Genomic DNA, 14,851 nt, shown 5'->3' on the forward strand with positions numbered 1-14,851 from the left:
GGCTGCCCGCTCACTTCAGCGCCTTCTCGTAGGCCGCGCAGATCAGACGCAGCACCTCGATCCGGGCGTGGTACTTGTCGTTCGCCGGAATCAGGTGCCACGGCGCGAACTCGGTACTGGTCCGCGTGACCATTTCGTCGACCGCCGCCTCGTACTCGCCCCACTTTTCGCGATTCCGATAATCCTCCTCGGTGATCTTGAAGCGCTTGTAGGCCGTCAGCTTGCGCTCCTCGAAACGCCGGTGCTGCTCTTCCTTGCTGATGTGCAGCCAGAACTTCAGCAACACGATGCCGCGATCGGTCAGGTCTTCCTCGAAATCGTTGATCTCGGTGTAGGCGCGCATCCACTCCTGAGCCGTCGCAAAACCTTCGACCCGCTCGACCAGCACCCGCCCGTACCAGCTGCGGTCGTAGATCGTGACCTTTCCAGCCCGTGGCAGGTGCCGCCAGAAGCGCCAGAGGTAATGATGGCTCTTTTCCTCGTCGGTAGGCGCCGCAATGGGGATCACCCGGTAGTTCCGGGCGTCCAGGGCCGGAGTGATCCGCCGGATCACGCCCCCTTTGCCGGCCGCATCCCAGCCCTCGAAGACCACGATGCTGGAGCGCTTTTCGGCCCTCAGCCGCCGTGTCAGCTGGCTGATCAGACCTTGCAGCCGCGCCTTCTCCTGCTGGTAGGTTTCGCGTTCCAGGCGCTGCGACAAATCGAGCGAGCCGAGCAGGCTGGTCTCGGTAGCAGGCCGCGGTGCCGCGGTCGGCAGCGCCGGCGCGGCAGCGTGGGCAGATAGCCGGCTCGCGAGCCGGTCGATCAGGTGGCGCGCCACCGTCAGGCGCCGGTACTGCGCGTCGTAACCGTTCAGGATCAGCCATGGCGCGTCGGGCGTGCTGGTTTCCCGCAGCGTTCGCTCGGCGACTGCGATGAAGCGGTCGTAGAGCTTCAGGTGCTTGCGATCGACCTCGGTCACGCGCCAGCGCGTTTCCGGGTTCTCTTCCAGCTTTTCGATGCGGCGACGTTGCTGCTTCTTGCTGAGGTGCAGCCAGAACTTGACGACCAGCGCACCGTCCTCGATCAACGCCTTCTCGAAGCGATTGATCCGCGTCAGTTCGGCATCGAGGGCGGCGTTGCCGATCCGCTCGTACAGGCGGTCGGCCATCGGCGGACCATACCAGCCGACGATGTGCAGGCCGATACGACCGCGTTCCGGCAAGGCCAGCCAGTAGCGCCAATGCGCGGGGCGTTCCCGTTCCTCATCCGAAGGTTCGCCGTAGGCCGTGGTCCGCATGTAGCGCGGATCCAGCCACTCATTCAGCACATGGACCAGGTCACCCTTGCCGGCGGCATCGACACCGGCCAGCAACACGATGACCGGTATGCCGGCGGCCTCCACCTGGAGCTGCAGTTCAAGCAAGCGGCTTCGGAGATCCGGCAGCGCATCGACGTAGGCCGCCTTCGAGACACGGTTCTTCAGTTCCGCCAATTCAAACATCGCGCTGCGCTCCCGAAAACCTGTTGAAAAGCGCCCCTAGGATACGGGGATAAATTGTCGATGAATCACACCTCCGCAACGGCATCCGACTTATCCACAGTCGTCCCACATCGGACGGGCTGCTTGTCCCCAAGGTAGCGGGTCGTTCATCGTCTTGACTCAGATCGAGAAAAGCACCTTATCCCAAGAAAACGGGCGCGGTAACAGCAACCACGAACCTTTCAGAAAGAATTCTTACTATGACGAGGCCGCGCTACCCGCGGATAATGCGCGAGGTTGACATCGCCACTGCCCGGAGATCATCGTCATGAGCGGCTTCACGCTATTCGTACTCGTCCTGCTGGCGTTGGCCGTCGCCATCGTCGTGCTCGGCGTCAAGTTCGTGCCGCAAGGCCAGGAATACACCGTCCAGCGCTTTGGCAAGTACACCACGACCTTGCCACCGGGCCTGAACATCATCGTGCCGGTCATCGACCAGATCGGTGCGAAGATGAACATGATGGAACAGGTGTTCGATGTGCCCTCGCAGGAGGTCATCACCAAGGACAATGCGATGATCCGGGTCGACGGCGTCGTGTTCTATCAGGTCGTCGACGCGGCTCGCGCTGCGTACGAAGTCACCAACCTCCCGCTGGCCATCATGCAGTTGACGATGACCAACATCCGGACCGTGATGGGCTCGATGGATCTGGACGAACTGTTGTCCAAGCGCGATGAGATCAACATGCGCCTGCTGACCGTTGTCGATGACGCAACCACGCCTTGGGGCGTCAAGGTCACGCGGATCGAAATCAAGGACATCTCACCACCGCAGGATCTGGTGGATTCCATGGCCCGCCAAATGAAGGCCGAGCGGGACAAGCGAGCCGCGGTACTGGAAGCCGAAGGTCACCGACAGGCCGAGATTCTCCGGGCGGAAGGCCTGAAGCAGGCGGCCGTGCTGGAAGCGGAGGGTCGCAAGGAGGCCGCGTTTCGTGATGCGGAGGCGCGTGAGCGGGCGGCAGAGGCCGAAGCGCGAGCAACGCTCGCCGTTTCCGAGGCGATTGCGAAGGGCGATCTGCAGGCGGTCAACTACTTCGTCGCACAGAAGTACATCGACGCGCTTGGCAAGCTTGCAGCCGCCGACAACAGCAAGGTCATCCTCATGCCACTGGAGGCGAGCGCGGCCATCGGTGCGGTTGGCGGGCTCGCCGAGCTGACTCAAGCCGCTTTCAAGAAGACGGAGTCGTCCCGATGACGCTCCCGATCGTCTTCTGGCACTGGTGGGCAGCCGGTGCGCTGCTGCTCGTCGTGGAGTTGCTGTCGCCCGGCATGTATTTTCTGTGGATGGCCGAGGCGGCGCTGCTGACCGGCGCCCTGCTGTGGGCCTGGCCGGACCTGTCCTGGGAGTCGCAGCTGCTTACCTTCTCGGTACTGTCGGTCGCGAGTATCGTGCTGGCCCGAAAGCTGCTGACGCGGCATCCGATCGAATCGGACAGACCGCTGTTGAACCGGCGTGCCGCCCAGCTCGTGGGTCGCGTGTGCGTGCTGCCGGAGCCCATCGTCAATGGCGAGGGGAAGATCCGGATCGACGACTCGATGTGGCGCATACGCGGGTCGGATGCGCCGGCCGGGGCACGGATCCGCATTATCGGAGCCGACGGCGTGATGCTGCGCGTGGCGGCGCTGGATGGGGACGTTCGGAGGGAAGAGGGGGTGCGTCAAGCGACGCCTTGATGCCGCACCGGCAGAATGCGGTTCGCGGCGCCTAAGGCGGCGCCGCAATCGGCCGACTGACGGATCAGTTAGTCTTCGTTTCGGGGGCTGCTGTCGCCGGGGCCATGCCGGCGCACTTGCCTTCCATCGCCTTCTTCTGCTGCGCTTCCTGCTGCTTCATCATCTCCTGCATCCCGGCTCCGCACTTCATTTCGGGCGCCTTCATCATCTGGGCACCACACTTGCCTTCGCCGCAGGTCATTTCCTTGGCTTTCGTTTCCTCTGCGACCTGCAGCAGGTAGCCCGACGACAGATCCTTGAGGGCAAACGGATCGCGCTCCTCGGCGACGGCGGCCGTCGTCAGGGACGTGACGATTGCGGTGCCCAGCACGCTTGCGAGCGGCGACTTGTTGAACTTGTTCTGCATGCTTTTTCCTCGACAGATGAAATGAAAGATCTCCGATGACGGGCAGCGTTTTTGTAATCCGGCCTGCGTTAGACCGTTGCAAACTCGAAAGTTGCGCCCACCCTTTCCCTAGGCGTAACCGTTCACGCCCCCTCGCGGGAGCGGTACGGGAAGGCGAGACACGCCGTGAATCCGTCCCTGGAGGCTCGGCTGCGGGTTCCCGCCCGCAGCCGGTCTCGCCCTCCCGGCCCGCTCCCACTACCCAACAAGGCAGCAGGGTGAATGGTTACTCCCTAGGCAACCCTGAGCTTTGCGATGTTACACAGTTTCCTTTACGGATCGAAGCCCGCCTCGGTCGGCGCTGCTTGAAAAGCATCGGCACCAGCCTCAGAACTGAAAGCATTGTGTTTTCGCCAATCAAGAGATTCCCACCATGAGAATGGACAAGCTGACCAGCAAATTTCAGACAGCCCTGGCTGATGCGCAAAGTCTTGCGCTGGGCAACGATCATCAATTCATTGAGCCGCTGCACGTGGTCATCGCGCTGATCGACCAGGAGGGTGGCACGGTCAAGCCGCTGCTGGCCCAGGCCGGTGTCAACGTCAACCAGTTGCGCAGTGCGCTCGGCGCCGCGCTGGAGCGCATGCCCAGCGTCCAGGGCGTGGGCGGAGACGTGCAGGTCTCCAGCGATCTGGCCAAGCTGTTGAATCTGTCGGACAAGCTCGCTCAGAAGCGTGGCGACAGCTACATCAGCAGCGAGGTGTTCCTGCTCGCCTGTCTGGACGACCGCGGCCAGCTCGGTGAGCTGTTGCGCAAGAACCGCGTTGAGCGTGGTCCGCTCGAGATGGCTATCGAAGCGGTGCGAGGCGGACAGAAGGCCGACGATCCGAACGTCGAGGAACAGCGACAGGCGCTGAAGAAGTACACCATCGATCTGACCGAGCGTGCCGAGTCCGGCAAGCTCGATCCGGTGATCGGGCGCGACGACGAGATTCGACGCACGATCCAGGTACTGCAGCGGCGCACCAAGAACAATCCGGTGCTGATCGGTGAGCCCGGTGTCGGCAAGACGGCCATCGTCGAAGGTCTCGCCCAGCGCATCGTGAATGGCGAGGTGCCGGAAGGCGTCAAGGGCAAGCGACTGCTGGCACTGGATATGGCTGCCTTGATCGCAGGCGCGAAATTCCGCGGTGAGTTCGAGGAACGCATGAAGGCGGTGCTGAACGATGTCGCCAAACAGGAAGGCAAGATCATCCTGTTCATCGACGAGTTGCACACGATGGTCGGCGCAGGCAAGGCTGAGGGTGCGATCGATGCCGGCAACATGCTGAAGCCGGCCCTGGCGCGCGGTGAGCTCCATTGCATCGGGGCGACGACGCTGGACGAGTACCGGAAATACATCGAAAAGGACGCGGCACTGGAGCGCCGTTTCCAGAAGGTGCTGGTCGATGAGCCGTCGGTCGAGGACTCGGTGGCGATCCTGCGCGGCTTGAAGGAACGCTATGAGGTTCACCATGGCGTGACGATCACCGATCCGGCCATCGTCGCGGCAGCCCTGCTGTCGCATCGCTATATCACGGACCGTAACTTGCCCGACAAGGCCATCGACCTGATCGACGAGGCGGCCAGCCGGATCCGGATGGAGATCGATTCGAAGCCCGAGGAGATGGATCGCCTCGAACGCCGCCTGATCCAGCTGAAGATCGAGCGCGAAGCCCTGAAAAAGGAGCACGACGAAGCGTCGCGCAAGCGCCGTGAGGCTCTGGAGGAGAACATCGCCGAGGCCGAGAAGGAGTTCGCCGACCTCGAAGAAGTGTGGACCGCGGAGAAGGCGGCGCTGCAGGGGACTGCCTCGATCAAGGAAAAGCTCGAAAAGGTCAGGCTCGACCTGGAAACGGCCCGCCGCTCCGGCGATCTCGCCAAGATGTCGGAACTGCAGTACGGGCAGATTCCGGCTTTGCAGGCCGAGCTGGAACGGGCCGAGAAGGCCGAACACGCGGACAACCGGCTGCTGCGCGACAAGGTCACCGACGAGGAGATCGCCGAAGTCGTGTCGAAATGGACCGGCATTCCGGTGGCGAAGATGCTGGAGGGCGAGCGCGAGAAACTGCTGACGATGGAAGCCAATCTGGCCCGGCGCGTCGTCGGACAGAACGAGGCGATCAAGGCGGTCAGCGATGCGATCCGCCGGGCGCGCGCCGGACTGGCCGATCCGAACCGTCCGAGCGGCTCGTTCCTGTTCCTCGGCCCGACCGGCGTCGGCAAGACCGAGTTGTGCAAAGCCCTGGCGGCCTTCCTGTTCGACACCGAGGACGCGATGGTCCGCATCGACATGTCGGAGTTCATGGAGAAGCACTCGGTGGCTCGGTTGATCGGGGCGCCTCCGGGTTACGTCGGCTATGAGGAAGGTGGTTACCTGACCGAACTGGTGCGCCGCAAGCCGTACTCGGTGATCCTCCTCGATGAGGTCGAGAAGGCGCATCCGGATGTGTTCAATGTACTGTTGCAGGTGCTGGACGACGGGCGGCTGACCGATGGCCATGGGCGGACGGTGGATTTTCGGAACACCGTGATCGTGATGACCTCGAATCTGGGTTCGTCGCGCATCCAGGAACTGGCCGGAGAGGCGAACTACGCGCAGATGAAGGCCGAGGTCATGGAAATCGTGACACAGTATTTCCGGCCCGAATTCATCAATCGCGTCGACGAAGTCGTCGTGTTTCATCCGCTCGCGAAGGAGCAGATCCGGGCGATCGCCGCGATCCAGGTGGATCATTTGCGGAAGCGTCTGGAGGGCAAGGGCTTCGGTTTGGCCGTCACCGACGCGGCGCTCGAACAGCTCGGCGCGGCGGGCTTCGACCCCGTTTACGGTGCTCGGCCGCTGAAGCGAGCCATCCAGCAGAAACTGGAAAATCCGATTGCGCTGGCCATTCTCGCTGGGAACTTCGCCGACGGTGATGTAATCTCGGTCGGCGTGTCGGGAGACGAGTTCACGCTGAGCAAGGCGGCCTGATGAGTGGCGGCGTCCGTTGCGGAACGCGGTCGCCGCCGACCTTCGGGGTCTGCGCTGTCATCGATCCTTAATATGCAGCACTTACGATCGGGGCTTTTTCGTAGATCCGGAGCTTTTGAGGATGTCCGAAATCAACGTGCTGGTGGTTGAAGACGATGACGCCATTCGTGAAATGCTGGTGATGGTACTGGAGCAGTCGGACTTTGCCGTGCGGGCGGCGCCGGATGCGCATCAGGGTCTGGCGCTGATGCTGGAACAGACGCCCGACCTGATCCTGCTCGACTGGATGCTGCCGGGTCTCAGCGGCGTTGAATGGGCCCGGCGACTCAAGAAGGACGAAAGCTTCGGTGACATACCGGTGATTCTGTTGACGGCCCGCGGCGAGGAGGAAGACCGGGTGCGGGGCTTCGAGGTCGGTGCTGACGATTACGTCACGAAGCCGTTTTCCACCCGTGAACTGGTCGCGCGAATCAAGGCGGTGCTTCGGCGCAGCGGCCGGATCGGGAAATCCGGACGCATCGATGTCGGCGGTATCGTGATCGATACCGATGAACATCGAGTCGCCATCGAACAGGCTGCCGTCAACCTGAGCCCAACCGAATATCGCTTGCTCGAGTTTTTCCTGACGCACCCCGACAAGGTTTACAGCCGCAATCAGCTGCTCGACCAAGTCTGGGGTCGCAGCACGTATATCGAGGAGCGGACCGTCGACGTCCACATCCGTCGGCTGAGGAAGATCCTTGCCGAGCATCAACGCGAGGAGATGATTCAGACGGTCCGCGGTTTCGGCTACCGGTTCTCGGCGGCTTACTGATCGGCCTATGTCTTCTGCCTGGCGGGCCGAGCTATTCTGGGTTGTTCTGCTCGTCCTGGCCCTGGCCTTCCTGGTTAGGCTCAGCGGGAACTGGTTTTTCGCGACGAGTGTCTGCGCACTGATTTATCTGTTCCGGCACCTTTTCTTTATCAACCGTCTGCTGCACTGGTTGCGCGGCGGCAAGAGCGGTGACTTGCCCCAGGCGGATGGCATCTGGGAGGAAGTCTTCTATCTCGTATTTCGAGTCCGCCGCCGGAACAAGCGCCGCAAGAAACAGTTACTACGGATGCTCGACCGTTTCCGCACGGCGACGGCTGCGCTGCCCGATGCGACCGTCGTGCTCGGGCCGCGCAATGAGATCGACTGGTTCAACGATTCCGCCAGTCAGTTCCTGGGGTTGCGACGCCCCGATGTCGGCCAGCAAATCGGCAATCTCGTGCGTAACACCCGCTTCGTCAGCTACCTGAGCGACGAGAACGCCGGCGGGACCATCGCCATACCGTCACCCATCGATGATACCCGTGAGCTGGAAGTTCGAGTCGTGCCCTATGGCGATGAGGACTTCCGTCTGCTGGTCGCTCGTGACGTGACCGAGCTCAAGCTCGCCGAAAGGGTCCGCAGCGATTTCATCGCCAATGTCTCGCACGAGTTGCGTACGCCCATCACCGTGATGCGCGGCTACATCGAAGCGTTGTGCGACTCCGATTCGGCACTGCCCGAACGTGAACGGATGATCTTCCGCCGCGTCGAGGAGCAGACCAACCGGATGCACGAGCTGATCGAGAGCCTCCTCGCCTTGACGCGGCTCCAGTCGGGTACCCAGCGGGCCACACCGGAGCCGATCGATGTAGCCGAACTGCTGGTCGGAATCTGTCAGGAAGCCGAAGTTCTATTCGGGTTCAATCCCAAGCTGTCGACTGATATCGATCCTGCCTGGGGTGTGCTGGGCGATGCCAACGAGCTGCGCAGCGCGTTCTCGAACCTCGTCATCAATGCCATGAAATACACGCCCGAGGACGGTGCCGTCACCGTGATCTGGAGGGGCGATCAGCACGGTGCCCGACTCGAAGTCAGCGATACCGGACCAGGCATCGCGCCGGAACACCTGCCCCGCTTGACCGAACGATTCTATCGCGTCGAAGTGTCCGGCGGTCGTAGCCGGAATGGCAGTGGGCTCGGCTTGGCGATCGCAAAGCACGTGCTGAACCGGCATGAGGCGGCCTTGCAGGTCGAGAGTGTTGTAGGGAAGGGAAGCCGCTTCATTTGTTGCTTTCCAGGTAAACGTATCGTTGCCCTGCCCGGTCATGAAGCGGTACGGTCCTCGTCGGACGCTTGCGACGCTCCGGACGACGCGGCCACCGGCGAGGATCCAGGCTCAGCAGAGCCCATCCGAGCTTGAACCCCACGACCGGTATCCCTTGGCCTGATGATGAAATTTCGTTGACAACGAAAAAAAAGGGTGTGGAGCCCACTTGATTTCTCGCTGCCCCGAGAATAGTATGGTGTTGCTCAATTCGTCCTTGTTGTTGTTTTTTGGTGGAAGGAGACGGTAATGATTAAGAAGAATCTGTGCGCATTTGCGCTAATAGGTCTAGCCGCCTCCGGGGTTCAGGCCGCGGAGTACGGACAGGATACGATGGCGATGGGAAGCGGCACCGAAGCGGCTGCGCCCGACACCACGATGACGGCGGCCACTGATCCGGCGGTGGCTGATCCTATGGCGACCGCGACCGAAGCAGCCCCGGCGGAAGCCGATACGGCGGCAGCGGCGATGACCTCGACCTACACCTGCCCGGACGGTACCTCCGTTCCGTCGGCCGATTCGCGCTGCGTCGACGATCGCTGGTATTTGTCGCCGTTCGGCACGTTCATGCAGCCCGGCGGTGACCGCAAGGCCTTCGGCGGCTGGGGCGGTGGCATGGGCATCGGCAAGATGATCAACGAATGGTTGAACCTCGAAGTCCGTGGCCTGTGGATGAACTATTCGAACAACATCCAAGATGTCGGTGGCCAAACTGATCTGACGGGCGGTACGGTCGACGCGCTGTTCTTCTTCGATCGCGATGTGTTCTCCCCGTACTGGGTGGCGGCCGTTGGCGGCGTGAACGAAAGCTGGCGTTCGGCTCATGGGTATGGCAACCAGTCTTCCCAGTTCCTGTTCCAGACGGGTCTGGGTGCGACGGTGGAACTGGCCGACAACTTCCTGCTGCGCGCTGATGTGCGCTACCAATTGCAGACGGCGAACAGCCGGACTGTAACGAACCCGTTGACGGGCAACGGCCGTACCTTCGGTAACGACGTCTTCAACGACCTGGTCGTGAACGCCGGTTTCGTGATTCCGCTGGGCGAGAAGCCGATGCCGGTGGCGGCGGCAGCGCCGGCGGCGGTTGACGACTGCTCGACGAAGGATTCCGACGGTGACGGCGTCAACGACTGCGACGACAAGTGCCCGGGCACGATGAAGGGCGCCAAGGTCGACGAGTACGGCTGCTTGGTCCGCATCGAGTTGCGCGGTGTGAACTTCCATTACGACTCGGCCGAGCTGACCGAGACGGCGAAGGGCATCCTGGACGAAGTGTCGACCGGTCTGATCGCCTCGGGCGAGACCAAGGACATCGAAGTGCAGGGCCACACCAGCACCGAGGGCACCGACCAGTACAACATGAAGCTGTCGCAGCGTCGCGCGGCCTCGGTGGTCGACTACCTGAAGATGAAGGGCGTGCCGAACAACCTGTATCCGAAGGGCTACGGCGAGATGTACCCGAAGGTATCGCCGGATCGCACCGAGGAAGAGCGTTCGGTTAACCGTCGCGTGGAACTGGTCTGGATGGGCGAATAACGCCTGAGGGGTCAGGACAGACTCAGGCCCACGGAAGGGCCCGGGCAAACCCGCCGCTTGGCGGGTTTGTCTTTTGTGGGGACTTGTGTTTGCATTCCTGCCGGGAGGCCTCGGCGACTACTTCGCCTGACTGGCTTCGTGCAGCGACTGAATTCAGACTGACTAGAGGACGTAATGAACAACGCCGGAATACTGAAGATCGCGGCTGCGCTCGGCGCGGCACTGGCTCTGTGCACTCAAGGCGCCATGGCTCGCGACTATATCCACATCGTGGGTTCCTCCACCGTGGCGCCTTTTTCCAAGGCGGTCGCGGAGCAACTGGGCCAGGGCGGCACCGAAAGGGTGGGCAAGAAGGGCGCGAAGAAGGCGGTTGCCGGGTTGAAATCCCCCTGGCTCGAGTCCACAGGAACCAAGGGTGGCATTCAGTTGTTCTGTGAGAGCAACAACGAGGACTCGGTGGATATCGTCAATGCGGTTCGCCGCATGACCAAGCGGGAATACGAGCAGTGTCGCAACAACGGCGTCAACGAGATCGTGGAAATCGCGATTGGCCGCGACGCAATGGTTTTTGCCCAGTCGGCGAAGAGCCCCGCGATGAATCTGACGCGGCGTGACTTGTACAACGCGCTGAGTCGGATGATCCCGAGCACCGACCGGAAACTGCGTTTGAATACCAGCAAAACGTGGAAGCAGATCAACGCAGCGCTGCCGGACCGCAAGATCGAGGTCATCGGTCCCCCCGCGAATTCCGGCTTTCGCGAGATCTTTCAGGATATGGTGCTGGAACCGGGATGCGACGGTTTTCCCTGGCTGTCGGCACAGCGCGCCACGATGACCCAGGACTACAAAAAGGCCTGCCAGGACGTCCGCACGGATCAGGCCTACATCCAGGTGACGGTGAATGACGACCTGGTCGTGCGCGAGCTGGTAGGCAACGACCATGCGCTCGGACTGGTATCGTACAGCCTCTATCTGCGCAACAAGGACAAGCTGTCAGCCCTCGAAATCGACGGCGTGGCGCCTAAATCGGATACGATCACGTCCGAGCTGTATCCTCTCTCCGGCGAGCTGTACATCTACGTCAAGAAGTCGCATCTGGACTATATCCCGGGCTTGGCGCGTTTCATTCAGGAGTTCACCAGCGAGCGCGCTTTTGGCGACAAGGGTTACCTTGTCGTGAAAAACGGGCTGATTCCTCTGGCGCAGGTGGATCGCAAGGTCTCGACCGACATCGCCAAGACCTTCGCACCGATGATGACTGCGCCAACGGAGTGACGCGGTGAAGGCACGGCGTGGCGGGGGCTTGCGGCTATCGACGGGCGGGTTTTGCCCTCCGCCTCACCTGCCGTGGGTGGTCTTGGCACTGGGACTCGGCCTCGCCTCGGTCGCGGTGGTTGCCGCTGAAACGGGTCGCATCCAGGCTTGTCCGCCGACACCGAATTGTGTGTCGAGCAGCAGTCGGTCAGACAGCCAGTATGTCCGGGCTTTTTCCTTCGAGGGTGACCCGGATGCCGCCTGGGCCAAGCTGAAGCAGGCTGCGCAGCGGGAGCAGGGCATGGCGGTGGTCGAGGACAGTTCAGTTGATCGCTATCTGCGCCTGGAGGCGACCAGCCGGGTGTTTCGCTTCGTCGACGATGTCGAGTTCCAATTGCTGCCGGCCACCAAAATGATCGCAGTGCGCTCCGCATCGCGCGTCGGCTATTGGGACTTCGGTGTCAATGGTCGCCGTGTGGAGCGGTTGCGCGAACGGTTCAACGCTTCGTTCAAAGCGCGCTGACGAGGCGTTACGCTACCGTGAATACCCGAATCGAACCCCTCGCCGTCGATCCCGGGCAAATCGCCTCGCTACTGGCCGAAGACGTGGGCACGGGCGACGTGACCGCATTGATCGTGCCGGCGACGGCAACCGCGTCGGCGACCCTGACCACCCGCGAGGCGATGGTTCTCTGCGGCCGTCCCTGGTTCGATGCGGTATTTCGGCACTTGGATCCCGAGGTCTCGCTGGTGTGGCAGGCCGAGGACGGCGACGAGCTCGCCGCGGATCGGGTGTTGTGTCGCCTGTCCGGTAGTGCGCGGGCCTTGCTGACCGGCGAGCGCACCGCGTTGAACCTGTTGCAGACCCTGAGTGGCACCGCCACGCTGGCGCGTTCCTACGCGCGTGCCGTGGCCGGTACCGGTGTCAAGGTCCTCGATACCCGCAAGACCGTCCCCGGACTGCGGCTGGCGCAGAAGTATGCGGTGCGCTGTGGCGGTTGCCACAATCACCGGCTCGGCCTGTTCGACGCCATTTTGATCAAGGAAAACCATATCCTGGCTTGCGGCTCGATTGCGCTGGCCGTGCGGGCGGCTCGGGAGGTCGCTCCGGACCTGACCGTGGAAATCGAGGTCGAAACGCTGGATGAGCTTGATCAGGCGCTCGCGGTAGGTGTGGAACGGATATTGCTGGATAATTTTGAAATTGACCGGATCCGCCAAGCCGTGCAGCGTACGGCGGGCAGAGCGGCGCTGGAAGTCTCGGGCAATCTGTCGCTGGAGACCATCCGGCCATTGGCTGAAACGGGCGTCGACTACCTTTCGGTCGGTGCGTTGACCAAGAATGTTCGTGCCGTGGATTTGTCCCTGCGCATCGATCTCGATCTCTGAATGTGGCTGGTGCGATGGCGGGGACTTGTTCCAATTTAGTGCAGACACGGCGCTGATCGGAGCACAGCGGCGAACGTGAAGATTGCGACCTGGAACGTAAACTCGCTGCGCGTGCGCTTGCCGCATGTCCTCGCGTGGCTGGAACGGCATCAACCCGACGCGTTGGCCTTGCAGGAAACGAAGGTCACGGACCCGGAGTTCCCAGTAGCGGCGTTTGAGGATATCGGTTATCGCGCGGTCTTCAGCGGTCAGCGTACCTATAACGGCGTGGCGGTGCTCAGTCGCAGTCCCGCGCTCGACTGCGTGACGGACCCTCCTCAACTCGCCGAGGATCCCCAGCGGCGTGTTCTGGCCGTGACCGTCGACGGTGTGCGCATCGTGAATCTCTATGTACCGAACGGTAGCGAGGTCGGTTCCGAGAAATATGCGTACAAGCTGGACTGGCTGATGAAGATGCGGTCGTTCCTGGAGCACGAGTTGTCTCGCTGTCCGTCACTGGCGGTCGTCGGCGACTTCAACATCGCGCCGGAAGATTCCGATGTCTACGATCCGGAGGCATGGCGCGAGCGCATTCTGTGCAGCACGCCGGAGCGCGAAGCCCTCCGCCGCTTGAGTGCCCTGCCACTGTCCGACGCCTTCCGTCTGTTTGAGCAGCCGGAGGCGAGCTATTCGTGGTGGGACTACCGCACCGGGGCTTTCCGACGCAACCAGGGCTTGCGAATCGATCTGATCCTGCTCAGCGACGCGTTGAAGGAGCGCATTCAGTCGTGCGCGATCGATACCGAACCGCGGAGGCTGGAACGCCCATCGGACCATGCACCGGTCTGGGCGGCGTTTGCGGCTGCGCCCTGACGGAAGCGCGACTCGAGAACGACTCACGCCCCGGCACTTTATACCTCACTCTCCTCGTTCATTCTGGAAAGCACCTATGCATCATGTGACACTCATACCCGGCGATGGCATCGGCCCCGCTATCGTGGATGCGACTGTTCGGGTCATCGAAGCCGCTGGCGTCCGGATCGACTGGGATCCGCAACTGGCCGGCATGGCGGCGGTCGAAAAGCATGCGACGCCCCTCCCGGATGAAACGCTGGAGTCGATACGGCGCCACCGCGTGTGTCTCAAGGGACCGCTGACGACCCCGGTCGGCGGCGGGTATCGCAGCGTCAACGTGACCTTGCGTCAGGCCTTCAATCTCTACGCCAATGTGCGGCCAGCCCTGTCCTTCGAGGGCATGGACGACCTGCCGTTTCCGCATGTGGATCTGGTCACGATCCGCGAGAACACCGAAGGGCTCTACGCCGGCATCGAGCACTTCATCAAGGTCGATCAGGAGAAAATCGCGGCAGAGAGCATCGCGGTTATCACCCGCAAAGGCTCGGAACGGATCATCCGTTACGCGTTCGACTTTGCACGTCAGGCACGCCGCAAAAAGGTAACGCTCGTCCACAAGGCGAACATCCTCAAATGTTCCTCGGGGCTGTTCCTGGAGATCGGGCGCGAGGTAGCCAAGGACTATCCGGACATCGAGTTCGACGACCGCATCGTGGATGCCTGCTGTATGCAACTCGTCATGAAGCCGGAGATCTTCGACGTCATCGTGACGACGAATCTGTTCGGGGACATTCTGTCGGATCTGGCGGCGGGCTTGGTGGGAGGCCTGGGCCTGACGGCTGGCGCGAACATCGGGACCGACGCTGCGCTGTTCGAGGCGGTGCATGGCAGCGCCCCGGACATAGCCGAACTGGGCATCGCCAACCCGACCGCGACGATCATCGCGGGTGCGATGATGTTGCGGCATCTGGGAGAGCCGGAGGCTGCCGACCGGATCGAACAGGCTGTCCGGGCGGTGATCAAGGAAGGCAAGACCCTGACGCCGGATCTGAAGAAGGGATCCAAGGACGGTACTACAGCGATGACCGATGCGATCATCGCTCGACTGTAGAGGCGCGGGGGTC

General features: G+C 62.2%; 13 protein-coding genes. 11 read left to right on the forward strand and 2 right to left on the reverse strand.

The features are described 5' to 3' along the window. Nucleotides 1-10 precede the first annotated feature (10 nt). Complete coding sequence (gene pap / locus ACW73L_RS08940; protein WP_498921474.1) at nucleotides 11-1,483, reverse strand: polyphosphate:AMP phosphotransferase; 1,473 nt, start codon at nucleotides 1,481-1,483, stop codon at nucleotides 11-13. A 307-nt stretch (nucleotides 1,484-1,790) separates the two neighbouring features. Between pap and ACW73L_RS08945 the strand changes: the two genes are divergently transcribed. Both ACW73L_RS08945 and ACW73L_RS08950 read left to right on the forward strand, forming a co-directional pair. Next, nucleotides 1,791-2,720, forward strand: coding sequence for an SPFH domain-containing protein (locus ACW73L_RS08945; protein ID WP_498921476.1), 930 nt, complete (start codon nucleotides 1,791-1,793; stop codon nucleotides 2,718-2,720). Continuing rightward, nucleotides 2,717-3,199, forward strand: a complete 483-nt coding sequence (locus ACW73L_RS08950; RefSeq protein ID WP_498921478.1) for an NfeD family protein — start codon at nucleotides 2,717-2,719, stop codon at nucleotides 3,197-3,199. Before ACW73L_RS08945 ends, ACW73L_RS08950 begins: the two co-directional genes overlap by 4 nt. A gap of 64 nt (nucleotides 3,200-3,263) precedes the next feature. Here the strand turns inward: ACW73L_RS08950 and ACW73L_RS08955 are convergent, their stop codons facing one another. After that, nucleotides 3,264-3,605 carry an HvfA family oxazolone/thioamide-modified RiPP metallophore gene (locus tag ACW73L_RS08955; protein ID WP_498921480.1) on the reverse strand — a complete coding sequence of 114 codons (342 nt, stop codon included), beginning with the start codon at nucleotides 3,603-3,605 and terminating at the stop codon, nucleotides 3,264-3,266. 412 nt (nucleotides 3,606-4,017) lie between these two features. On the opposite strand from ACW73L_RS08955, the gene clpB reads away from it, so the two are divergent. The 9 genes from clpB (at nucleotide 4,018) to ACW73L_RS09000 (ending at nucleotide 14,838) form a co-directional block, all read left to right on the forward strand. Further along, nucleotides 4,018-6,597 carry an ATP-dependent chaperone ClpB gene (gene clpB / locus ACW73L_RS08960; protein WP_498921482.1) on the forward strand — a complete coding sequence of 860 codons (2,580 nt, stop codon included), beginning with the start codon at nucleotides 4,018-4,020 and terminating at the stop codon, nucleotides 6,595-6,597. A gap of 121 nt (nucleotides 6,598-6,718) precedes the next feature. After that, a complete protein-coding gene (phoB, locus tag ACW73L_RS08965; protein WP_498921484.1) occupies nucleotides 6,719-7,411 on the forward strand; it encodes a phosphate regulon transcriptional regulator PhoB in 693 nt (230 codons plus the stop codon). A 7-nt stretch (nucleotides 7,412-7,418) separates the two neighbouring features. Continuing rightward, nucleotides 7,419-8,810 carry a phosphate regulon sensor histidine kinase PhoR gene (phoR, locus tag ACW73L_RS08970; RefSeq protein WP_498921486.1) on the forward strand — a complete coding sequence of 464 codons (1,392 nt, stop codon included), beginning with the start codon at nucleotides 7,419-7,421 and terminating at the stop codon, nucleotides 8,808-8,810. 153 nt (nucleotides 8,811-8,963) lie between these two features. After that, nucleotides 8,964-10,250 carry an OmpA family protein gene (locus tag ACW73L_RS08975; protein WP_498921488.1) on the forward strand — a complete coding sequence of 429 codons (1,287 nt, stop codon included), beginning with the start codon at nucleotides 8,964-8,966 and terminating at the stop codon, nucleotides 10,248-10,250. A 174-nt stretch (nucleotides 10,251-10,424) separates the two neighbouring features. Beyond that, nucleotides 10,425-11,525, forward strand: a complete 1,101-nt coding sequence (locus ACW73L_RS08980; protein ID WP_498921490.1) for a substrate-binding domain-containing protein — start codon at nucleotides 10,425-10,427, stop codon at nucleotides 11,523-11,525. 4 nt (nucleotides 11,526-11,529) lie between these two features. Beyond that, nucleotides 11,530-12,027, forward strand: a complete 498-nt coding sequence (locus ACW73L_RS08985; protein WP_498921492.1) for a DUF1499 domain-containing protein — start codon at nucleotides 11,530-11,532, stop codon at nucleotides 12,025-12,027. Nucleotides 12,028-12,044: 17 nt separating this feature from the next. After that, nucleotides 12,045-12,893: a carboxylating nicotinate-nucleotide diphosphorylase gene (gene nadC, locus ACW73L_RS08990; RefSeq protein ID WP_498921494.1), complete on the forward strand. Its 849-nt coding sequence runs from the start codon at nucleotides 12,045-12,047 to the stop codon at nucleotides 12,891-12,893. A gap of 75 nt (nucleotides 12,894-12,968) precedes the next feature. Continuing rightward, entirely contained in the window at nucleotides 12,969-13,745 is a 777-nt protein-coding gene (gene xth, locus ACW73L_RS08995; RefSeq protein WP_498921496.1) for an exodeoxyribonuclease III, read from the forward strand. Between the two features lie 76 nt (nucleotides 13,746-13,821). Beyond that, nucleotides 13,822-14,838, forward strand: a complete 1,017-nt coding sequence (locus ACW73L_RS09000; RefSeq protein ID WP_498921498.1) for an isocitrate/isopropylmalate dehydrogenase family protein — start codon at nucleotides 13,822-13,824, stop codon at nucleotides 14,836-14,838. The last annotated feature ends 13 nt before the right edge of the window (nucleotides 14,839-14,851 follow it).

The organism is Methylolobus aquaticus, from assembly GCF_054172105.1.

Coding starts and splice junctions, on each gene's coding strand:
- pap (WP_498921474.1), bottom strand. CDS start 1,483: ATGTTTGAATTGGCGGAACTGAAGAACCGTGTCTCGAAGGCGGCCTAC.
- ACW73L_RS08945 (WP_498921476.1), top strand. CDS start 1,791: ATGAGCGGCTTCACGCTATTCGTACTCGTCCTGCTGGCGTTGGCCGTC.
- ACW73L_RS08980 (WP_498921490.1), top strand. CDS start 10,425: ATGAACAACGCCGGAATACTGAAGATCGCGGCTGCGCTCGGCGCGGCA.
- phoB (WP_498921484.1), top strand. CDS start 6,719: ATGTCCGAAATCAACGTGCTGGTGGTTGAAGACGATGACGCCATTCGT.
- ACW73L_RS09000 (WP_498921498.1), top strand. CDS start 13,822: ATGCATCATGTGACACTCATACCCGGCGATGGCATCGGCCCCGCTATC.
- phoR (WP_498921486.1), top strand. CDS start 7,419: ATGTCTTCTGCCTGGCGGGCCGAGCTATTCTGGGTTGTTCTGCTCGTC.
- clpB (WP_498921482.1), top strand. CDS start 4,018: ATGAGAATGGACAAGCTGACCAGCAAATTTCAGACAGCCCTGGCTGAT.
- ACW73L_RS08950 (WP_498921478.1), top strand. CDS start 2,717: ATGACGCTCCCGATCGTCTTCTGGCACTGGTGGGCAGCCGGTGCGCTG.
- ACW73L_RS08975 (WP_498921488.1), top strand. CDS start 8,964: ATGATTAAGAAGAATCTGTGCGCATTTGCGCTAATAGGTCTAGCCGCC.
- ACW73L_RS08955 (WP_498921480.1), bottom strand. CDS start 3,605: ATGCAGAACAAGTTCAACAAGTCGCCGCTCGCAAGCGTGCTGGGCACC.